The sequence below is a fragment of the Paraferrimonas sp. SM1919 genome, assembly GCF_010993985.1.
GTDB lineage: Bacteria > Pseudomonadota > Gammaproteobacteria > Enterobacterales > Shewanellaceae > SM1919.
In genome coordinates this window covers 13,413-34,926 of the sequence record NZ_WINH01000009.1, presented here as the reverse complement: position 1 = coordinate 34,926, position 21,514 = coordinate 13,413, and the positions used below count along the sequence as shown (strand labels likewise).

The 21,514-nt window shown below is 43.1% G+C and carries 21 protein-coding genes; 8 read left to right on the top strand and 13 right to left on the bottom strand.

Annotation, left to right across the window (positions count from 1 at the left end; translation table 11 throughout):
* Nucleotides 1–5: 5 nt before the first annotated feature.
* Nucleotides 6–1,568, bottom strand: coding sequence for a LysM peptidoglycan-binding domain-containing protein (locus GFB48_RS07115; protein WP_163933196.1), 1,563 nt, complete (start codon nt 1,566–1,568; stop codon nt 6–8).
* Between the two features lie 93 nt (nt 1,569–1,661).
* Nucleotides 1,662–2,423, bottom strand: coding sequence for a hydroxyacylglutathione hydrolase (gene gloB, locus GFB48_RS07110; protein WP_163933193.1), 762 nt, complete (start codon nt 2,421–2,423; stop codon nt 1,662–1,664).
* Nucleotides 2,424–2,499: 76 nt separating this feature from the next.
* Here gloB and GFB48_RS07105 point away from each other — a divergent pair, with 76 nt between their 5' ends.
* Nucleotides 2,500–3,195: a class I SAM-dependent methyltransferase gene (locus GFB48_RS07105; protein ID WP_163933191.1), complete on the top strand. Its 696-nt coding sequence runs from the start codon at nt 2,500–2,502 to the stop codon at nt 3,193–3,195.
* On the opposite strand, the gene rnhA is transcribed toward GFB48_RS07105, so the two are convergent.
* The gene (gene rnhA / locus GFB48_RS07100; RefSeq protein WP_163933188.1) at nt 3,188–3,658 is read right to left on the bottom strand and encodes a ribonuclease HI; all 471 of its coding nucleotides are present in this window, start codon (nt 3,656–3,658) and stop codon (nt 3,188–3,190) included. The two genes, GFB48_RS07105 and rnhA, sit on opposite strands and share 8 nt — an antisense overlap.
* 49 nt (nt 3,659–3,707) lie before the next feature.
* On the opposite strand from rnhA, the gene dnaQ reads away from it, so the two are divergent.
* A complete protein-coding gene (gene dnaQ, locus GFB48_RS07095; protein ID WP_163933185.1) occupies nt 3,708–4,418 on the top strand; it encodes a DNA polymerase III subunit epsilon in 711 nt (236 codons plus the stop codon).
* Nucleotides 4,419–4,432: 14 nt separating this feature from the next.
* Nucleotides 4,433–5,671: a choice-of-anchor X domain-containing protein gene (locus GFB48_RS07090; protein ID WP_163933182.1), complete on the top strand. Its 1,239-nt coding sequence runs from the start codon at nt 4,433–4,435 to the stop codon at nt 5,669–5,671.
* Nucleotides 5,672–5,761: 90 nt separating this feature from the next.
* On the opposite strand, the gene nth is transcribed toward GFB48_RS07090, so the two are convergent.
* Genes nth through rsxA form a run of 7 tightly spaced genes read right to left on the bottom strand, consistent with a single transcriptional unit; the run spans nt 5,762 to nt 12,259 of the window.
* Nucleotides 5,762–6,418, bottom strand: a complete 657-nt coding sequence (nth, locus tag GFB48_RS07085; protein WP_163933179.1) for an endonuclease III — start codon at nt 6,416–6,418, stop codon at nt 5,762–5,764.
* On the bottom strand, nt 6,418–7,116 hold the full coding sequence (locus tag GFB48_RS07080; RefSeq protein ID WP_163933176.1) for an electron transport complex subunit E: 699 nt from the start codon (nt 7,114–7,116) through the stop codon (nt 6,418–6,420). Before GFB48_RS07080 ends, nth begins: the two co-directional genes overlap by 1 nt.
* Before the next feature lie 2 nt (nt 7,117–7,118).
* Entirely contained in the window at nt 7,119–7,745 is a 627-nt protein-coding gene (gene rsxG / locus GFB48_RS07075; RefSeq protein ID WP_205597696.1) for an electron transport complex subunit RsxG, read from the bottom strand.
* Nucleotides 7,746–7,747: 2 nt separating this feature from the next.
* Nucleotides 7,748–8,794, bottom strand: a complete 1,047-nt coding sequence (rsxD, locus tag GFB48_RS07070) for an electron transport complex subunit RsxD (protein WP_163933172.1) — start codon at nt 8,792–8,794, stop codon at nt 7,748–7,750.
* Nucleotides 8,795–8,796: 2 nt separating this feature from the next.
* On the bottom strand, nt 8,797–11,115 hold the full coding sequence (gene rsxC, locus GFB48_RS07065) for an electron transport complex subunit RsxC (RefSeq protein ID WP_163933169.1): 2,319 nt from the start codon (nt 11,113–11,115) through the stop codon (nt 8,797–8,799).
* Nucleotides 11,115–11,681 carry an electron transport complex subunit RsxB gene (gene rsxB / locus GFB48_RS07060; RefSeq protein ID WP_163933166.1) on the bottom strand — a complete coding sequence of 189 codons (567 nt, stop codon included), beginning with the start codon at nt 11,679–11,681 and terminating at the stop codon, nt 11,115–11,117. The genes rsxC and rsxB overlap by 1 nt, the downstream gene beginning before the upstream one ends.
* The gene (gene rsxA / locus GFB48_RS07055) at nt 11,681–12,259 is read right to left on the bottom strand and encodes an electron transport complex subunit RsxA (protein WP_163933162.1); all 579 of its coding nucleotides are present in this window, start codon (nt 12,257–12,259) and stop codon (nt 11,681–11,683) included. The genes rsxB and rsxA overlap by 1 nt, the downstream gene beginning before the upstream one ends.
* A gap of 402 nt (nt 12,260–12,661) precedes the next feature.
* On the opposite strand from rsxA, the gene GFB48_RS07050 reads away from it, so the two are divergent.
* The gene (locus GFB48_RS07050; protein ID WP_163933159.1) at nt 12,662–14,164 is read left to right on the top strand and encodes a peptide MFS transporter; all 1,503 of its coding nucleotides are present in this window, start codon (nt 12,662–12,664) and stop codon (nt 14,162–14,164) included.
* 237 nt (nt 14,165–14,401) lie between these two features.
* On the opposite strand, the gene dapD is transcribed toward GFB48_RS07050, so the two are convergent.
* The 3 genes from dapD to GFB48_RS07035 form a co-directional block, all read right to left on the bottom strand.
* Nucleotides 14,402–15,427, bottom strand: a complete 1,026-nt coding sequence (gene dapD / locus GFB48_RS07045; RefSeq protein ID WP_163933156.1) for a 2,3,4,5-tetrahydropyridine-2,6-dicarboxylate N-succinyltransferase — start codon at nt 15,425–15,427, stop codon at nt 14,402–14,404.
* A 20-nt stretch (nt 15,428–15,447) separates the two neighbouring features.
* The gene (galU, locus tag GFB48_RS07040; protein WP_163933153.1) at nt 15,448–16,326 is read right to left on the bottom strand and encodes a UTP--glucose-1-phosphate uridylyltransferase GalU; all 879 of its coding nucleotides are present in this window, start codon (nt 16,324–16,326) and stop codon (nt 15,448–15,450) included.
* A 144-nt stretch (nt 16,327–16,470) separates the two neighbouring features.
* Nucleotides 16,471–17,757 (bottom strand): citrate synthase, encoded by a 1,287-nt coding sequence (locus GFB48_RS07035; RefSeq protein ID WP_163933150.1) that lies wholly within the window; start codon nt 17,755–17,757, stop codon nt 16,471–16,473.
* 486 nt (nt 17,758–18,243) lie between these two features.
* Between GFB48_RS07035 and sdhC the strand changes: the two genes are divergently transcribed.
* Genes sdhC through GFB48_RS07015 form a run of 4 tightly spaced genes read left to right on the top strand, consistent with a single transcriptional unit; the run spans nt 18,244 to nt 21,447 of the window.
* The gene (sdhC, locus tag GFB48_RS07030) at nt 18,244–18,618 is read left to right on the top strand and encodes a succinate dehydrogenase, cytochrome b556 subunit (RefSeq protein ID WP_163933147.1); all 375 of its coding nucleotides are present in this window, start codon (nt 18,244–18,246) and stop codon (nt 18,616–18,618) included.
* A complete protein-coding gene (gene sdhD, locus GFB48_RS07025; RefSeq protein ID WP_163933144.1) occupies nt 18,612–18,956 on the top strand; it encodes a succinate dehydrogenase, hydrophobic membrane anchor protein in 345 nt (114 codons plus the stop codon). Before sdhC ends, sdhD begins: the two co-directional genes overlap by 7 nt.
* Entirely contained in the window at nt 18,957–20,726 is a 1,770-nt protein-coding gene (gene sdhA, locus GFB48_RS07020) for a succinate dehydrogenase flavoprotein subunit (RefSeq protein WP_163933141.1), read from the top strand.
* 13 nt (nt 20,727–20,739) lie between these two features.
* A complete protein-coding gene (locus tag GFB48_RS07015; RefSeq protein ID WP_163933139.1) occupies nt 20,740–21,447 on the top strand; it encodes a succinate dehydrogenase iron-sulfur subunit in 708 nt (235 codons plus the stop codon).
* Nucleotides 21,448–21,514 lie beyond the last annotated feature (67 nt).

Below are 21,514 nucleotides of genomic sequence, written 5' to 3'. Positions count from 1 at the left end.
TAGCGCTAACTGCTAACTTGAGTGACATCAACATACAGAGTTAACATGTCCCCAGGTTGGATATATTTGCCTTTAAAACTGTTCCAGCGCTTGATTTGAGAAACGCTGACGTTAAATTTAGAGGCAATCCTTGCTAATGAATCCCCTTTTCTGATCTTGTAATGGACTTTCCTTAAAACCCCATTACTCTTGCTAGCACCAAGATTATTCCAAATAACTAGAGTTTTACCAACCGTTAAGGTGTCTCTAGGGGCCATGGAATTCCACCTTGCTAGTGCCGACACATTAACTTTATGGGCCTTAGCGATGCTCCATAAAGAGTCACCAGATTTGACGAGATAATTCTTTTTAAATTTAGCTCTCTTAATCGATTGCTTTTTGGCTAAGCGCTGGTCAACACTTAATTGATATTGGGTTGGGTCTTTTGCTGCTACAGGGATCAATAAATGTTTTCCCGCAATAATCTGATTTCCATTTATTTGGTTTACGGAACGGATGACATCGATAGTGGTGTAATGCTTGTTGGCAATTTCCCCAATAGAGTCTCCTGATTCAATTTGGTATCGAACCCATTTTAGCCTTTTTTCATCAGGGAGCAGGGCTAATTTTTGCTTAAACTCAGCTTCCTTCTCGATTGGGATCACGATGTTATGGGGGCCCGTAGGCGAAGTCGCCCAGCGGTTATAACCAGGGTTTAACTGTTGCAGTTCTTTTAGACTAATACTGGCTAATTCCGCGGCCATTGACAGGTCAATTTGCGAACCGACATCTACTTGAACAATTTTTTGTTGATTAGCAACTGGGCTGATGGTTAGTCCGTATTTTGCAGGATCCCTAAATACTTTTGTTAATGCCAGCATCTGCGGCACGTAACGTTCAGTTTCCTTGGGTAAATCGAGTGACCAAAAATCATAAGCTTTGCCTTGCTTTTTATTTTTGCTGATGGCTCGGAAAATTCTACCTTCACCGGTGTTGTAGGCCGCTAAGGCATACAACCAGTTATTGTCCATGCGCTTGTATAAATATTCCATCATATCTAAGGCGGCATCGGTGGCAGCAAAAACATCCCGTCGACCATCATACCACCAGTTGATTTCTAGACCGAAATGCTTCCCTGTTGCTGCGGTAAATTGCCACATACCTGAGGCTGAGCCGTGGCTGTATGCGAAGGCATCGAAAGAGCTTTCTACAATTGGGAGAAATGCTAACTCAAGAGGCAGTCCTCTTTGCTCGATTTTTTCAACAATCATATGTAGGTATGGTTCAGCACGTTTCGTGACAACCTGAAGATGACTGGGGTGTTTTTGATACCACTTAACAAAGTGGTTTACTCGAGCGTTTTCTGGTACATCAAAGGTCAGCTGACTGCTTACTCTTTGCCATGCATCAGTAATAACGACCTCGGGTTGTTGTTCGTTTAATTGCTGTTCGGGTTCTTCTACTGGAGGTGAAGCGTTCTCTGCTTCAAGTGCGGTAAGTTGACTATTGTCCGCTTCAATAACATCCACCGACTGGCAGCCGCTAAGTAATGACATTAATAGAATCGATGGCGAAACCAGCTTTTTCATGGGTACCCTTAAAAAATTTGTAACTTGTTGCTAATACTTTTTGTATTAATTTAAATGCTTATTAGCATAATTTTGCCGTTATGTACGGTGGAATCAAAAATGATCTTTTAGCGAACGTATTTTAGAAAATACGGTAACAGAATCAATAGCCTTGTTAGTAGCCAAGTTGGCAGAATTGATAATTTCTGGTTGCTCGCACCTTAAAAAAGGATTGATCTTTTTCTCTGTTTCAATGCTAGTTGGTAAAGTAGCTTGGCCTCTGGCGATGAGCTCGAGGCATTTTTGTTTGTGCTCATGCAGATCAAGGTTATCAGGCTCAACTGATAAAGCAAAGTCGATATTGGCCAAAGTGTATTCGTGAGTAGGAAATACTCGAGTTTTGTCGCTTAATTGTGCAAATTTTTGTAGTGAAGCATAAGCCATAGCGGCATCTCCCTCAAAAAGACGGCCACAACCAGCACTGAAGAGACTATCGCCACAAAACAACATGTCGTCAATATGGTAAGCGATATGATCCAGCGTATGCCCAGGACAAAAATAAATTTTTGCTTCCAGTTCAAACGGGCTTAATTTAATTGTTTGTTCACTGTGTATTTTGATATTTATCGTGTCGATACGGTTTGCAGGACCGTAAACTGGTATGGCACCGTAAAATGCAATGAGCGCTTCGATGCCACCAGTATGATCTTGATGATGGTGCGTGACTAATATTGCAGCAAGTTGAAGATCATTGGCCTGTAAATATGCAATGACACTATCAGCACACCCTGGATCGACTACAAGCGCTTGTTTTTTATCCTTGATACACCAAATGTAATTATCATCAAAAGCGCGGATTGGAATTGGTGTTAACATGTGGTTTTCCAGATTGTTGAAAATTGCTATGGTTATAATTAATAGTTTATAAACGTCTATTTGAGACAATAAATAAATGATGAATGAGTCTATCACGCCTGTGTGGCCACAATTCGCCCAACATGAAACACTCTTCAATGAGATCCAAGGACATCTTGATCCCATTATTAAACGAGTGCTTGGTCAGCAATTGCTTTGTTCAGGTCCTGTTGCGAGTCAACTTTCTACTCATGCTTGTCCTGTAATAAGACATACTAGCCTATCGAGGTTAACTAAAGCTGACATTATCAGTGATAATTTATCATTAAGCATAGGTAGCCAAACCTGTGATTTATTTATTAGTGCTTTTGAACTTGAATTTAGTTCCCAACCCTATGTGTTTTTGAGGGAAATTGAAAGGGTTATTAAAACTGATGGGCATCTGATTTTAATCGGCTTTAACCCCTTTGGCTTGCTCGCGAGCACGAAGTATTTTCCTAAAAACAAAAACCATCAGCCTTGGAATGGCCATTTTTATCGGGTAAAGCGTATTGTTGACTGGTTACAATTGCTCGGTTTCTCTTTGGAAACCGAGCAATATTGTTTTTATCAATTTGGTCTAGGTAGGAGCGATAGCATAGCCACTTCAGCACCCCAGTTCAGTCAATATTTTCCTAAATTAGGCTCGGTATACATACTTCACGCACGCAAATATATTTCGCCATTAACCCCTGTATGGCATAAAAATAAAAGGCGCATCAATCAATGGTTGCCAGTTGCCCAGCCTAGTTAGCTTGGTAACCTTGGTCAATTTCGGTTGGATTAGATTCTGCCGCAGTTCTCGCTAATTGATCACATCTTTCATTTTCAGGGTGGCCTGAATGTCCTTTTACCCAATGCCAGTTAACTTGGTGATGTTCACAGGCTGTGTCGAGGCGTTGCCATAAATCTTTGTTTTTAACCGGTTGCTTTGCAGCGGTAAGCCAATTCTTTTTTTTCCAACCGGGTAGCCACTGAGTGATCCCTTGGCGGACGTATTGAGAATCGGTGGTCAATTCAACATTACAAGGTTCTTTTAAGCTTTCTAGAGCGGCTATGGCTGCCAGCATCTCCATTCGGTTATTGGTGGATAATTTATAGCCTTTACTGAGTTCTTTACGATGCTGTTTGTATATTAAAACGGCACCATAGCCACTTGGTCCAGGATTTTTAAGTGAAGAACCATCAGTAAAGATTTGTATTTGTTTGCGTGTCATAGTTAAGTTGATAACATAGTAATTATTTAGCTACCTTAACGAACTTCCTATGCAGCAATCAACGATTAAAAGACAAATTATCCTCGATACCGAAACCACGGGTATGAACCAAAGTGGTGGCGCCGTCTATTTAGGGCATAGAATTATCGAAATTGGTGCCGTCGAAGTGATTAACAGAAAGCTTACTGGACGTACTTTTCACCAATATATTAATCCTCAGCAATTGATTGATCCAGAGGCCATCACCGTTCACGGGATCACTGATGAAAGGGTGGCGAATGAACCAGTGTTTGCTCAAATCGCTAAAGAATTTCTCGCTTTCATTGATGGTGCAGAATTTATTGCCCATAACGCACCGTTTGATGTGAGTTTTTTGGACCATGAGTTATCGCTGTTGGGGCATAACACTAAAATTGCGGATATGTGCCAAATTACTGACTCCTTAGACATTGCTAAGAGTAAGTTTCCAGGACAAAAAAATAACTTAGATGCCCTTTGTAAGCGAATGGGCATTGATAACTCCCATCGAACCCTTCACGGCGCATTGCTTGATGCTGAAATCCTAGCCGATGTTTATCTGTTAATGACAGGTGGTCAAATTGCCATGAATTGGAGCGGTCATGATAAAGGCATGGGCGCTTCTACGATAATAAGATTAGATTCAAATAGGCCAATGACTAAAGTTATCCGCGCGAGTGCCGATGAAACAAAAGCACATGAGGAAAGACTTAAGTTGGTAGACAACCCAATTTGGCAATAATTAAGAAGGATTTTATGCGCAACATTTTTTATCTGCTTGTGGTTTTATTTTTAAATATATTAAGCAGCAAAGGGTTTACCAGTGAGCACTCTCAATTGCTCAAAAACCGCTTTAGAGTGGATGCGTTTTCTGAAGATATCACCCTGTGGATCAATAAGAATTATCAATCGCCGAATATTATTTTAATTCGGCCAGATGGTAGTAAACTTTATCATGACAGGCATGATAGCAATGTTACTTGGTTTAATTCTGATGTCGCTGAAATTATTACGCTAAAACAACCTATGGCTGGGCCTTGGCAAATCTTAGGTGAAGTAGTGGAAGGATCAAAGCTGTATATGGTCTCTGAGATCAGCATTGAGGTTGACCCTTTGCCAGCAAGTATTTACCAGAATGAAAAATTGTTGATAACCGCAAGAGTTTTAGGTGATGAATTACCGATCAAAATAGCCGGAATGGACTTTTTACTCAATTGGCAAGCGACACTCATTAAACCAGAAATATTTCAAGGTGAAAGTTACACTCGTAAAATTGAAATTGGTGGATTAAAAGACGATGGCCAAAAATTAGACGCAATTGCTTATGATGGTATCTTTACCAGTGACTTTAATATAGATGTTCCGGCTGGTGACTATCAAATTGAACTAAAAGCCTCGAATGAGCTTTTTAGTCGTTCTAAATTAATTGATCTTGTCATCAAGCCTGTTCCTTTCTCAATGACACTTAATCATTTAGAAGATGGTATTGATGTCATACAGGTGTTGAATGTTGATCTGCATGATAAATCATTGCTCAAAGCGGATTCAAAATTACAAGTAAGCATAGATGGGCCTGATCAATACTATAAAGTAAAAACATTGAATTTTGATGATGTAACGGGTATCACCTATCAATTAGACCCTTATTTAGCAGAAGGGGGATACATATTAAGGGCGAGGTTGTTCACCACTACTGTGGATGGCAGAGAGCTGATTATCGATGCTCAACCATTGAATTTTAGCGTTTCAGCGCTTGATTTCCAAAGAACCCCAGAGCGTAAAAAACTTGAGGCTTTAAAAGCCCTTAAAAGACAAGAGCAAGCCTATAAACTGCATTTTATTGAAATGTTAGTGTTTGCTTCGGTAGTGTTATTTTGTGGCTTAGTCCTGTTAATTGTGTGGTTAATATTCAATAACAAGAAAAAACAAACAGTAGCAGCAAAGATCAATAAGAGAAAACCAATTCTAGATTTGGGCGAGCAATTGACTGATTAAATAGCAGATTAGGGCTGAAGGTAGCCCTGATCTTTTGCACTAATCGGTCTTCGGTTAGCAAAAAATGATTACCAAATACCGAGAATCGATTTAAGCGATTTCGGTTTTTTCTTTAAATTCGCATAGGTCTTCTATTAAACAGGCGCCACACCTAGGTTTGCGGGCGGTACAGATGTAACGTCCGTGCAGAATAAACCAGTGGTGAGCATCGACAATAAACTCTTTGGGGATAACTTTAACCAGTTTATTTTCAACCGCGACGACATCTTTACCCATGGCAAATTTAGTACGGTTGGCCCAACGGAAAATGTGGGTGTCGACTGCCATGGTTGGCCAGCCAAAAATGGTGTTCAGTACCACGTTAGCGGTTTTGCGGCCAACCCCAGGTAAGGCTTCTAATGCCTCGCGAGACTCTGGAATTTCACCGGCCTCTAAATCTAAGTCTGAATGCTTTTCAATCAGGATTTGGCACGCCTTATAGACATTATTGGCTTTAGAGTTATAAAGGCCAATGGTTTTAATGTAGTCCTTAAAGGTTTCTAAGCCTAAATCCAGAATACCCTGTGGCGTATTGGCGACAGGGAAGAGCTTATCGGTAGCCTTATTGACGCCAACATCCGTTGCTTGGGCAGATAAAGTCACCGCCACTAACAATTCAAATGGGGTGGCAAAGTTTAATTCGGTCTCAGGGTTTGGGTTATCGTCCCTTAGCCGAGTCAGAATTTGAATGCGCTTATCTTTATTCATTAAGAGATCTTCCCTGTCACTCGTACCCTTTCAACCGCTGGCGCTTGTTCTACGGGTTGTTTTTGTTCTAGTTTTTTATCAATAAAGTTTTTCGCAGCAATGATAAAGCCCATCGCAAAGAAGGCCCCTGGCGGTAACATCATCAGTAAAAATTGGTTATCCAACTGCACAATATTAATTGTCAGCGATGCAGCCCAATCCCCTAATAACAGCTCGATGCCATCAAACAGCGTGCCTTGACCTAGGATTTCGCGCACCGCGCCTAGAATGATCAGCACTAAACCAAAACCAATGGACATCATTAGGCCATCAAAGGCAGCTTTGTGAACCGGTTGCTTAGAGGCATAGGCTTCGGCGCGGCCGATGATCACACAGTTAGTCACAATCAGTGGTAGGAAGATCCCTAGGGATAAATACAGGCCATAGGCATAGGCGTTAATCAATAATTGTACGCAGGTTACCAGCGCTGCAATGATCATTACAAAAATTGGAATACGGATCTCTTTAGGGACAAACTGCCTAATTAACGACACACAAATGTTTGAACCCACTAATACCACTAGGGTAGCTAGGGCGAGACCTAATGCGTTGGTAAAGGTAGCAGTTACCGCAAGCAGCGGGCATAGACCCAATAGCTGCACAATACCAGGGTTGTTTTTCCAAAGGCCTTGCCAGGCGAGTTGACGATATTCAGACATGACTAGTTCTCACAATTGGGGCTTTGGTTAAATAACTCAGGGTGCTTAGTCACATATACGATGGCGTTCTTAACCGCCTTGGTATATGCCCTAGGGGTAATCGTCGCACCGGTAAACTGATCAAATTGACCACCGTCTTTTTTTACCGCTAAACGGGGATCTTTCTCGTTGGCAAGGGTAAAACCATCAAAGCTAAGCACCCAATCGGCCTTTCTTAATTCGATTTTATCCCCAAGGCCTGGGGTTTCTTGGTGGCTAATAGTACGTACACCAAGGATTTCGCCCGCTTTGGTCAAACCAACCAGAATTTGAATATTGCCGTTATAGCCATCTGGGGCGATGGTTTCAATGGCTATGGCACTGGGTTCACCTGCAAGGGTAGCTATGTAGGCATTTAAGGCTTGGTCTGATCCTAAACGATGCTCATCGCTGACCTTAATACAAAACTGGTTGAGTTGATTGTCGTGGTAACGAGTTGGGATCACCTCTTGCAGCACTTTGGTTTTTTGCAGTAGCTCTTGGGCTTTAATGGTGTCTTTGGTTAGTGAATAAACACCGGCAACTAAGCCACTGCAAATTAACGCAAATCCCGCTAAGATCAGACCATTTTTAGAAATCGCTTTTTTCATGATTAATCCCTTGGGTGGCCGTAGGTCTGAGGACGAACATAGTAATCAATTAATGGCACGCAAATATTGGCTAACAGCACCGCAAAGGCGACTGCGTCTGGGTAACCACCAAAAGTACGGATGATATAAATCATCAAACCAATTAGAGCGCCATAAATGAGTCGGGCTTTCGGGCTGGTGGCCGCTGATACAGGATCGGTAGCAATGAAAAATGCCGCAATCATGGTGGCACCACTGCTTAGATGGAAAATGGGCGAACCTGATAAGTCCGGCAAAAAGATATACCCCAGTGCAGAACAGAAAAACAAGCTGGCAATAATCGCCGTTGGAATATGCCAACGGATAACCTTAAGTTGGATGAGTGCAATACCACCGGCTAAGTAGGCGAGGTTTAACCACATCCAAGGCGAACCATAATCATTACTGAATAATGACTTAGCTAAGCTTTCAGAGCTGGTGAGCCCTAAGGTTAAATCGGTTTTTAAGGTATCTAACGCCGTAGCCATAGAGACACCATCAAAACCAAGTTGTGCTTGCTTAATAACCTCTAAGTTATTAAAGAAAATGGCATCAAGACTGCTTAATAGACCGGGTGTGCTGGCACTGAGATAACTGGCAGCTGGCCACTGGGTCATGGGTACCGGGAATGAAATCAGCAGTAACACATAAGCGGCCATTGCTGGATTAAAGAGGTTATTACCAATGCCACCATATAATTGCTTCACAATCATAATGGCAAATAAACAACCAATAAACGCCAGCCACCAAGGGGCGAGGGCAGGCAAGGCCAGACCAATTAATACCCCGGTTAAAATCGCCGAATTATCTTTTAGGTAATTTTGTGGCTGCTTACCCCTAAGTTTTAGGGACAGCACTTCAAAACTTAAACAAAACACCACACACAGTAGCACTTGAATTAAGCTACCAATACCAAAGAAAGCGGTTTGTAATAACATCCCTGGTATTGTGGCTAAAATTGTCCACAGCATCACTTTAGAGGTGCTTACTCGCTCACGAACATGGGGCGACGATTGTCTCATAAACGCCATAGTTACTCGTCCTCTTTGATATTGTTATTGTTGGCTTGTTGTTGTGCGAGTTTTTTTGCCTTGGCTTTCGCGACAGCTGCAGCCACTCGGGCTTTTTTTTGCTGTTCAGGACTTAACTCAGTTGCAGCTTCAGCGTTGTTGTCGCTGGTGTTACTCTTACTCTTACTCTTACTCTTACTCTTACTGGATTCTTGCTCAGCTTGTTGTGCGAGTTTTTTTGCCTTGGCTTTCGCGACTGCGGCAGCCACTCGGGCTTTCTTTTGTTCATCAGCCGTTAATGTAAGCTCAGCCTCGGTTTTAGCCTCAGGCTCAGCTACTGGCTCAGAAGTTTGCTGCGGTGCCAGCTTTTTTGCTTTTGCTTTGGCAACGGCGGCAGCAACCCGAGCTTGCTTTTGCTCTTCAGCCGTTAATGCTGGCGCTTCCTTTGGCTCGGCCTTAGGCTCAGTATTGGTATCACTATTGTTAAGTGCAGAGTCTACGGTTTGTTTTTGCGCCAGCTTCTTGGCTTTGGCGCGGGCAATGGCTGCCGCAACCGCGGCTTTTTTATCATCCTGCGGAGGCGTGTCAGTAACCTCTTCAGCTTGTTTTTGAGCAAGCTTCTTAGCTTTGGCACGGGCAATAGCGGCGGCAACTGCCGCTTTTTTATCGTCCTGCGGTGCATCATTTTCTGGATCCGTTACGGCATTACTGGCAGCTTGAGCGGCTTTTTTAGCTTTGGCACGGGCTAATGCCGCTGCCACTGCTGCCTTTTTAGGATCTTGTTCTTGTGCGGGTTCAACTTCATTTTGAGGGGCTTTTTTGGCCTTAGCGCGGGCCAATGCGGCCGCAATAGCATCCTTATGATCGCTGCTCATGGTTTGCTTGCGATCCGCAGCGGCTTTTCTGTGACGTTGTTCCCTTGCTTGTTTTTCTGCTTCTAAACGAGCAAGCCTTGCTTCAAATTTTACTTTTGCTATTTGCGCTTGTTTTGCTTGTTCATCTATTTGTTTTAGCTGGGCTTTTTCTTTACGGTAGTATTCTACTAATGGGATGGCAGAAGGGCAGACAAAGGCACAGGCGCCACATTCAATACAGTCTTGAATGTTGTATTCACGGGCTTTGTCATGTTCGCCGGCTTTTGAATACCAAAACAGCTGTTGTGGTAACAGACCAGCAGGGCAGGCGATCGCACATTCACCACAGCGAATACAGTCCATTTCCGCAGGAGCAGGTGGCAGTTCTTGTTCAGTCGGAGCAATAATACAGTTGCAGCTTTTGGTAATTGGCGCACTGACATTTGGCAGGGAGAAGCCCATCATAGGGCCGCCAACAATGACACCTCGTTGGGCCTTAAAGCCAGCATGCCCGAGTAACTGATCAACAGGGGTGCCTAATAAGGCCCAATAGTTGCCTGGTTTGGCAACATTTTCACCTGTGACTGTAGTAACGCGCTCAATTAATGGCTCATCGTTAAGTACCGCCCGCTTAATGGCGAACAGGGTACCAACGTTATGCACCACCATATTAATATCAATTGGTAGCTTTTTAGAGGGAACCTGTTTGCCCGTTAACACTTCAATCAACTGCTTTTCACCACCTGATGGGTATTTAGTTGGGATCACTCGCAACTGCAGCAATGGAGATGATAAATTCGATGTGTTGATCGCTTTGGCAACAGCGTTAACGGCTTCTGGTTTGTTATCTTCAATGGCAAATAAAATACGCTTGGGATTTAAAATTTGCGCCGCAATCTCAATACCAATGAGAATTTCCTGGGCATGTTCACGCATTAAGCGATCATCAGAGGTAATGTAAGGCTCACACTCGACACCATTAATGATCAAACAATCAACACCATTACCAGCCAGTTTAACATGGCTTGGGAAGGTGGCCCCGCCGAGGCCAGCAATGCCTGCTTGCTTAATGGTTTCCAGCAAGGTGTCGTTGTCTAGACCGATAAAGGCATCTCTGGACTGTCTTGGTCGCCACTTATCTTCGCCATCGGCTGCAATGGTGATCATGGTTTGACTTAACCCTGAGGCGTGGGTGGCCACTCGCGGGGCAATCGCCGTTACTGTGCCAGAAGTAGGGGCATGCACGGGCAGCGCAACATGACCTAAGGCTTGGGTTAAGGCTTGGCCTTTCAATACTTTATCGCCAACCTTAACGATGGCTCGACCCTGTTCGCCTAAATGCTGTGTTAATGGCACATGGTAAGTTTTTAATAGCGGCACCCGCTCTATAGCGGTAGTATTAGACAACGATTTCATGCCAGGTGGATGGATGCCACCTTCAAAATCTGACAGTTTCTGTGTGTCAATAAATTCAATTAGATTGGGCATTACCGCTCGTCCTCAACCACTTTAATATCAATTTTCTGAAGATTCCAGTCCCAGTTATTGACCGTGGCTTTGACTGGACGCATTTCGATACAGTCAACGGGACATGGGGCCACACATAAATCACAACCAGTACAATCTTTCTCAATAACCGTGTGCATCATCTTACCTGTGCCGACAATGGCGTCTACCGGACAAGCTTGAATACATTTGGTACAACCAATGCACAATTCTTCAATAATGACGGCAACTTTCTTTTGTGGATCTTTAGCCTCTGCGGCAACCGGTTGCGGCTCCACACCCATTAGTTCAGCAATTTTTTCCATAGTAGCTTCACCACCAGGAGGGCATTTGTTAATGGCATCTCCATTAGCAATGGCTTCGGCATAGGGTTTACAACCAGGGTAGCCACACTGGCCACATTGAGTTTGAGGTAATAAGCTATCGAGTTGCTCCACCAATGGATCGCCTTCGACCTTAAATTTGATTGAGGCATAACCTAAAATACCACCAAAAAGTAAGGCGATGGTGGCTAAAACTGTGATAGCAAGGACAATGGTAGATAACACTATTTAATTAACCCCGTAAAACCCATAAAGGCTAGCGACATAAGACCAGCGGTGATCATAGCAATGGCAGCACCTTTAAAAGAAACGGGTACATCTGCGGCCAGTAAACGCTCACGCATGGCACTGAACAAAATTAACACCATTGAAAAGCCAAGGGCTGCCCCCAAACCATAAATAATCGAGCCAATAAAGTTATGCTGTTCATTAACGTTCAACAGGGCAACACCTAATACCGCACAGTTGGTGGTAATAAGTGGTAAATAGATTCCTAAAGAGCGGTACAAATTGGCAGACGTTTTTTGAACCATCATTTCGGTAAATTGAACCACCACAGCAATGACTAATATGAATGCCATGGTGCGCAAGTAAGTCAGTTCTAGAGGCGCTAGAATATAGTTGTTTACTAAGTAACTGCACACTGAAGCAAGCGTAAGGACAAACGTAGTTGCCATTGACATACCAATGGCTGACTCTAGCTTACTAGAGACTCCCATAAAGGGGCAAAGGCCTAAAAACTTAACAAGCACAAAGTTGTTCACTAGCACTGTGCTGATCAATAAAAGTAAATATTCGCTCATGTCACCGACTTAGCAGATGAAAGTAAATATATTATCGTTATTTCCTTTACTTTAAACAACTATTGCTTTTAGGTTTTGTCGTTAAACGGTGAATTAACTGTCATTTTGGACCTAAATTTAAAGCCCTAATTGTCTGTTCGATTTGCCATTGAAAGAAAGAGGCTGCTGGTAAAACCTCGATTATAAAATCTAATGCCTCACCTGCAAATTTTATAACGCAAAAGTTACGCATGTTGCTGGTGTGTTGCATTTTTGCTCGCAAAGGGCGAATACTGTGAGCCATATCGGGTTTTTGTTTGACTTTTACTTCCGCAAGGCGGTATACAAAGGGGGTCTAAAAATTCCCGCTAAAATGCGGCGCAATTAAAAAATAGAAAAATTACTCTTTTAAGGTGGAAATTAATGAGTTCAGCACAACCTCAGGGAACCTTGTTTGGTCACCCGAAAGGATTGTTCCTTCTGTTTACAACAGAACTTTGGGAACGTTTCAGTTATTACGCAATGCGAGGCATTCTTGTTTTCTACTTAACTGCTGAGGTATCACAAAGTGGTTTAGGTTGGACAGCAGCTGATGCGCTTTCTTTATACGGTACTTTTACCGCGTTAGTTTATTTAACTCCATTGCTTGGTGGTTGGGTAGCCGATAACTATTTAGGTCAACGTAAAACCATCATGATTGGTGGTGCGTTAATGGCCATTGGTCAATTTTTAATTGCCGCACCGCATTCCTGGGTTCCTGGTCATGAAATTACAGTTTTCTATTTGGGCTTGGGCTCTCTGATCCTTGGTAACGGTTTGTTCAAACCAAACATTTCAACAATGGTTGGTGATTTGTACCAAGAGGGTGACCACCGCAGAGACGGCGCATTTACTATTTTCTACATGGGAATTAACGTAGGTGCTGCTTTAGCAGGTTTTGTTGTAGCTTGGGCTTACACTAAATTTGGCTATGAGATGGTTGTTGATGGTGAAACAGTGTTTGTTGAAAACTGGCAGGCAGGTTTTGCTGCCGCTGGTGTTGGTATGGTGGTATCTTTAATCATTCAATTCTTATTTGCTAAAAAGTATCTTGGTGATATTGGTACTATCCCTGCAGCTAAGCTTTCGGCGGCTCAATCTCAAACTCAATCAAAAGAGCCTTTAACAAAAGTTGAGCGTGACCGCATTAAAACCATCATGGTGCTCGGTCTATTCACGATTATTTTCTGGGCCGGCTTCGAGCAAGCTGGTGGTCTTATGAACTTATTTACTAACGAGTTTACAGATCGCTCAACAACCGGTTGGTTCTCTGATTTTCTAGTTTGGTTAACGGGTTACGCTGAAGTACCTACAACTTGGTTTCAATCTTTAAATGCGATGTTCATTGTGATTTTTGCTCCAGTTGTTGCTTCTATATGGGTGCGATTAGGTAAAAATGAGCCAAACTCTCCAGTTAAATTTGCTCTAGGCTTAGTATTACTGGCTATTGGCTACCTATTTATGATTGGTGCGGTACTAGAAATGGGCGGCGACGCTACCGCTAAATCATCGATGTGGTGGCTAGTCGGTGCCTACTTCTTCCATACAATGGGTGAGCTATGTCTATCGCCAATTGGTCTATCAATGGTAACTAAACTGGCGCCGCTACGCATTATGTCGCTAATGATGGGTGCTTGGTTCCTATTTATTGCTGCAGCAAATAAGATTGGTGGCATTGTAGGTTCATTCATTGGTCACGGTGGTGCTAAAGAAGAGCAACTGGCTAACGCAATGGGTATTTTCGCGGGTATTGCGATTACCTCTGTAGCGGCAGGTGTTATTCTTTACTTCATGGCTGATAAGCTAGTGGACTGGATGCACGGCGCAGAAGACAAAGGTCACCATGTTGAAGAAAGCAAAGAAGAGCTAGTACAAAAACAAGCCTAATCTTAGTTAACTTCTTCAATTTAAAAGCCAGCAGAAATGCTGGCTTTTTTATATCTGAATACAGGTGACGGATAACAGATTACAGAGTCTCCGTATTCTGTTCTCTGGCTATAAAAAAACTCCCAACCAAATTAATGGCAGGGAGTATTAAAACCGTAGCACACGCAATATGCGTGGTGTCGGCCAAAGGCCATGCTGTAGCGTTAGCGTACTGTAGCTACGCAGTAGCGTGCTCGATTAGTTATTACTATGCAACTCCGAATTCAATTCAATCGCTGACTTGTTGGTCAGACATTGAATCGCGCCAGTGAGTGAATGACGACGGAACAGTAGGTCAGATTTGCCCGCTAGCGAGCCCGCTTTAACGGTTTCAACCAGTTTGCCGGCATCATCTAGCATTTCTACTTTAGAGCCGCCAGTGACGTATAGGCCTGCTTCTACGGTACAACGATCACCTAGTGGAATACCAAGGCCTGCGTTAGCGCCTAGTAGACACTTCTCGCCCATAGAAATCACCACTGAGTTACCACCAGATAGGGTACCCATAATTGATGCGCCGCCACCGATGTCAGTGCCATCACCTACTACAACGCCTGCAGAGATACGGCCTTCAACCATAGAAACACCTAAAGTACCGGCGTTAAAGTTGACAAAGCCTTCGTGCATAATGGTGGTACCTTCAGCGATGTGAGCACCCAGGCGCACACGTGAAGTATCAGCAATACGAATGCCCGATGGCACCACGTAATCCACCATTTTCGGGAACTTGTCTACACAATCAACCGTTAGCACTTCACCGTTTAGGCGGGCTTGAAGTTGACGGTCGTTTAGCTCTGGTAGATCGATAGGGCCTTGGTTGGTCCAAGCAATGTTATGCAGTAAGCCAAAGATGCCATCAAGCACGGTACCGTGTGGCTGAACAAAACGGTGTGAGATAAGTTGTAGTTTCAGGTAACCCTCTGCAACCGTGGTTGGCTTAACATCTTCCGCTAAGTTAACCACCACAAAAGGCTGTTCAGAATCAATCGCTGCTTTCGCAAATACTGCAGCTTCAACTAGCTCAGCTTTAATAAAAATTTCAGTCAGAGCACTTAAGTGTGCTTTAGAAACTTCTACCGTGCCTTGGTTGGTACCAATAACTTGGCTAACGGCATCCGCCAGCTCTTGGCTGGGGTTATGAATTGGCGATGGGAAGTAAGCTTCAATGATTTTTCCATCTTTGTTTTTAGTGGCACTTCCCAGTGCTAATGCAAATACAGACACAAATGTCTCCTAGTAATTCTTTATGTTAAGTTTTTTACAAATTGAGAAAATTCTTCGGCAATTTTGGGGTGACGCATGCCGTACAGTACATTGGCTTTCATGTAACCTAATTTATCACCACAGTCATGGGATTCGCCTTTCATGCAGAATGCTTCGGTAGTCTCTTGCTCCATTAACATTGCAATCGCATCGGTTAATTGGATTTCATCACCAACACCCACGGGTGTTTTCGCAAGTAAAGGCCAAATATTTTTAGAAAGTAGGTAGCGACCAACCACCGCAAGGTTAGACGGTGCATCCGCAACCGCTGGCTTTTCGACCACACGGGTCATTACAGCATGTTCGCCTGGCTCTAGGGTGTCCTGCCCGCAATCGACAATGCCGTATTTTGATACATCTTCAACCGCAACTTGCTCAACCATAATTTGACTGGCGGCTGTTTGCTCAAAGCGTTGCTTCATAGCAGCTAGATTTTCTTTACTTTGGTCAGCGGTGTATTCATCTAAAATAACATCTGGCAAAACCACCGCGAAGGCTTCATCACCGACAATTGGACGGGCACAAAGCACCGCATGGCCTAAGCCTTTGGCATGGCCCTGACGAACGTGAATAATGGTGGTATCTTTGGGGCAGATAGATTGTACTTCTTCAAGAAGCTGGCGCTTAACTCGCTTTTCTAGGGTGGCTTCTAATTCGAAGCTGGTATCAAAGTGGTTTTCAATAGCTGATTTAGATTCGTGTGTAACCAGCACGATTTCCTTAAAGCCGGCACTGACACATTCATTAATAATGTATTGGATTAAAGGCTTATCAACAATAGGAAGCATTTCTTTTGGAATTGCTTTAGTAGCAGGCAGCATACGAGTACCAAGACCTGCAACCGGAATGACCACTTTCATAGGAGTCCCTTTATATTAAAGTTTTAATTGTAGTGCAGTTTAATCAAAGTCTTAATGACATGAAAGCGACATTTAATCAACTTGTGGTCGCGGCAACAAAAAAGCTCACCTAATGGTGAGCTTTTAATCATTATCGAGCAGTAATTAACGTTCGTTAATATTAATGTAGTCGCGTTTTTCTGCACCGGTGTAAAGCTGGCGCGGACGGCCAATTTTATGACCAGGTTGTTCTAGCATTTCAATCCAATGCGATACCCAGCCTACAGTACGAGAAAGAGCAAAAATTACCGTGAACATGCTCGTTGGGATACCAATCGCCTTCATGATAATACCAGAGTAGAAATCTACGTTCGGGTATAGTTTCTTCTCGATGAAGTAAGGGTCATTTAGCGCGATATCTTCAAGTTTCATTGCTACGTCTAACAGTGGATCTTGGATGTTTAGCTCTTTTAACACTTCATGACAGGTTTCACGCATAACCGTGGCGCGAGGGTCAAAGTTTTTGTATACACGGTGACCAAAGCCCATTAGGCGGAAAGGATCCGCTTTGTCTTTCGCTTTAGCTACATACTCGTCGATACGATCAACACTGCCGATTTCTTCAAGCATGGTTAGACACGCTTCGTTAGCACCACCGTGGGCAGGGCCCCAAAGAGAGGCAATACCTGCTGCAATACAAGCAAATGGGTTAGCACCAGATGAACCCGCTAGACGCACGGTAGAGGTCGATGCGTTTTGCTCGTGATCGGCATGTAAAGTAAAGATGCGATCCATGGCACGTTCAACAACAGGGTTAACTACGTATTCTTCAGCGGGTACTGAGAACATCATTTTTAGGAAATTACCAGCGTAGCTGAGGCTGTTATCTGGGTATACAAATGGTTGGCCAATTGAATACTTATATGACATTGCTGCAATTGTAGGCATTTTCGCCACTAGGCGATATGCTGCCACTTCACGGTGACGTGGGTTCGCTACATCTAGGGAATCATGGTAGAAAGCAGAAAGTGCACCCGTTACACCACACATAATTGCCATTGGGTGAGCATCGCGACGGAAACCGCGAAAGAAACTGACTAATTGCTCGTTAACCATGGTGTGTTCACGTACGGTTTGGGTAAACTTTTGGTATTGCTCTTTAGTCGGTAACTCTCCAAATAGCAGAGCGTAACAAACTTCCAAGTAGTTGGATTCTTTTGCCAGTTGGTCAATAGGATAACCACGATGTAGTAAAATACCTTTACCACCATCGATAAAAGTAATGGCAGATTCACAAGATGCTGTGGCTAAAAAGCCGGGATCAAAAGTGAAGTAACCTTTACTGCCTAATTTACTAATGTCGATTACATCTGGTCCCGCAGTTCCTTGCTTAACTGGCAGTTCAATTGAATCATTCCCTGGCAGGTGTAAGTTGGCGTTTAATTCAGCCATACTTCATTCTCCTTACTTCTTCTTATGACATTAGCGATTTTAATTAATTTAATTTACTCACTAATGTGTCGTTTTAACTCACAGGGTTGAATAAAAATTCAACTCCATAAATTTTGGCTGGCGCTACTTTACAGCTAATTGCAGATTGATTTCAAATTTTTGTGGGCAAAAAAGCATCACACCGACACATGAATTTTTTTTAATTTAACGATTTTGTCATAACTACAGCATTATTTTGACAAAATTTGACGATTTCAAATCTGTGATAATTGTATTTGATTTTTAGCGGGAGTATACTCACTCGCGATTGTCATTATGTAACTTAAAGTTGCTTTAAATATGAGCAATAGCTTATTTTTAAAGGAATAATACACAAGTTACTTAATGATAATCTAACTTAATTATAATTTTGTTACTCCAACGTTAGTTGGAGCTGTTCAAATAATGATAACTACGCTCTAGAGAGAGCTTAAGTGAGCAGTAATTGTGAAAAAAAATAGACCTGTCGATTTACCGATCCCAAGTATGAGTCTACCTTCAACGGCCTATGCATCGATATTACATCGTGTTTCAGGTGTGATAACGTTTGTGGCAGTAGGCATTTTACTTTTCCTTTTGAATCAGTCGCTAGATTCTCAACAAAGCTATGACGCATTATTAGAATGTTTCACTCACCCATTAATGAAGTTTGTGGTATGGGGCATTATTACAGCTCTTTTATATCACCTAACTGTTGGTATCCGTCATCTAATTATGGATGCTGGCGCATGGGAAGAGATGGAGTCTGGTCGTCTTTCTGCTAATTTGTTTATCGCATTAAATGTGGTACTGGCTGCCGCTGTAGGAGTTTGGTTATGGTAACTAATGCTGCGAGTTTTGGACGTTCAGGCGTTCATGATTTTATTCTTATCCGTGCCAGTGCATTAGTGATCAGCGCTTATGTATTGTTCGTATTAGGTTTTATTTTAACTAACGATGTAACTTACCAAGTGTGGACTAGCCTGTTTGCCAACCTTGGTATGAAAGTGTTCACCGTAGTTACTCTTATTGCACTGCTTATTCATGCATGGATTGGCATCTGGCAGGTGCTAACTGATTATGTAAAAAATACAGCACTGCGCGGCTTATTACAGTTCGCTGCGGTAGTTGCTGCTATTAGCTACCTAGTAGCTGGTACTACTATTGTGTGGGGTGTTTAAATGAGCATTGAAGTTTTAGAATATGATGCCATTGTAATTGGTGCTGGTGGCGCGGGTATGCGCGCGGCACTGCAAATTTCTAAAGAAGGTAAGAGCTGTGCGCTGTTATCTAAAGTATTTCCAACGCGCTCGCACACAGTGTCTGCTCAAGGTGGTATTACCGTAGCATTAGGTAATGCCCATAAAGACAACTGGGAATGGCACATGTACGATACCGTCAAAGGTTCAGACTACATTGGCGACCAAGATGCCATTGAGTACATGTGTAAAACTGGTCCAGAAGCCGTTTTAGAATTAGAAAACATGGGTCTACCATTCTCTCGTTTTGAAAATGGTAAGATTTATCAACGTGCGTTCGGTGGTCAGTCAAAAGAATTTGACCCAACCCAGCAGGGTGAACGAACTGCTGCGGCTGCAGACCGTACCGGTCATGCACTACTGCACTGTTTATACCAGCAAAACGTTAAAAACAAGACAGAAGTATTCTCTGAGTGGTACGCACTAGACCTTGTTAAAAACGAAGATGGTGATGTCGTCGGGGCGACTGCAATTGACATCGAAAGTGGCCGAATTGTTTACTTTAAAGCGAAAGCCACGGTACTTGCTACCGGTGGTGCGGGTCGTATTTACGCCTCAACCACTAATGCTCATATTAACACTGGTGACGGTGTTGGTATGGCGGTACGTGCTGGTGTGCAGCTCCAAGACATGGAAATGTGGCAGTTCCACCCAACCGGTATTGCTGGAGCTGGTGTTCTTGTTACAGAAGGTTGTCGTGGTGAAGGTGGTTTCCTTCTAAATAAAGATGGTGAGCGCTTTATGGAGCGTTATGCCCCAAATGCTAAAGATCTTGCCGGTCGTGACGTTGTCGCCCGAGCCATTATGAATGAGATCCGTGAAGGTCGCGGTTGTGATGGTCCATGGGGTCCGCACGCTAAGCTTAAGCTTGATCATCTTGGTAAAGAGGTTTTAGAAAGCCGCCTACCAGGTATTTGTGAGCTATCTCGTACCTTTGCACACGTTGATCCAGTTGAAGAGCCGATTCCAGTTATCCCAACATGTCATTACATGATGGGTGGCGTACCGACTAAAGTCAGTGGTCAAGTTATCTCTGTAGATAAAGACGGTACCGAGAAAAATGTAAACGGTTTACTTGCTGTCGGTGAGATTGCTTGTGTATCAGTACACGGCGCTAACCGTTTAGGCGGTAACTCTCTGCTTGATCTTGTTGTATTTGGCCGTGCAGCGGGTAAACATCTGGGTGAGACCTTAGATGCACAACCTATTGCTAAAGAAGCAACTGAAGCAGATATCAATCGTGCTCTTGAACGTCTAAACCGTTGGGAAAATAATAAAGACGGTGAATGCCCAGTTCAAATTCGCAAAGATCTTCAAAAATGTATGCAGCTTAACTTCTCAGTATTCCGTACTGGTGAGGCTATGGCTGAAGGCTTAAAAGAGCTGCAAGCAATCCGTCAGCGCCTAAACAACGCTAAGTTGTCAGATAATTCTGCTGAGTTCAACACTCAACGTATCGAGTGTCTTGAGCTAGACAACTTAATGGAAACCGCACTAGCGACCGCGTATGCAGCGAACTACCGTACCGAATCCCGTGGTGCGCATTCTCGTGAAGATTTCCTCGAGCGTGACGATGATAATTGGTTGTGCCATACCATTTACAACCCGCAAGACCATTCAATGGAAAAGCGTGATGTGAATTTTGAACCTACCACACGTGAAGCTTTCCCTCCGAAAGCGCGTACTTACTAAGGAGTAGTGATAAATGAAAATTTCTGTTGCGGTTTATCGCTATAACCCTGACCTAGATACTAAGCCATACATGAAAGATTATCAGGTTGAACTGCCTGATAACTCAGACATTATGGTGTTAGACTTACTGCATTTATTAAAAGAACAAGATTCTACTTTATCTTTCCGACGTTCATGTCGTGAAGGGGTTTGTGGTAGTGATGGTATGAACATGAATGGTACTAACGGCCTAGCATGTATTACCCCTATTTCAACCTTTAAAGGTAAAAAGATTATTATACGCCCATTACCAGGCATGCCTGTAATTCGCGATTTAGTCGTTGACTTGAGTCAGTTCTACAAACAGTACGAAAAGATTAAGCCGTATCTGATCAACGATGAGATACAACCAAGCCGTGAACACATTCAGACACCAGAGCAACGTGAAAAGCTTGACGGTCTGTATGAGTGTATTATGTGTGCATGTTGTTCTACAGCTTGTCCATCATTCTGGTGGAATCCTGATAAATTCGTAGGGCCAAGTGGTCTATTGCACGCCTATCGATTCTTAATTGATAGCCGTGATACAGCCACTGAAGAACGTTTAGCTGATTTGGACGATGCATACAGCGTATTCCGTTGTCATGGCATCATGAATTGTGTAAATGTTTGTCCTAAAGGATTAAACCCGACAAAAGCCATTGGTCACATTAAGTCGATGCTATTGTCACGAGCAGTATAAAAGTCCTAAAACAAACAAAAGGGCAGCGCATTAATTGCCGCTAATAATTAAGCCATTGCCCTGACTT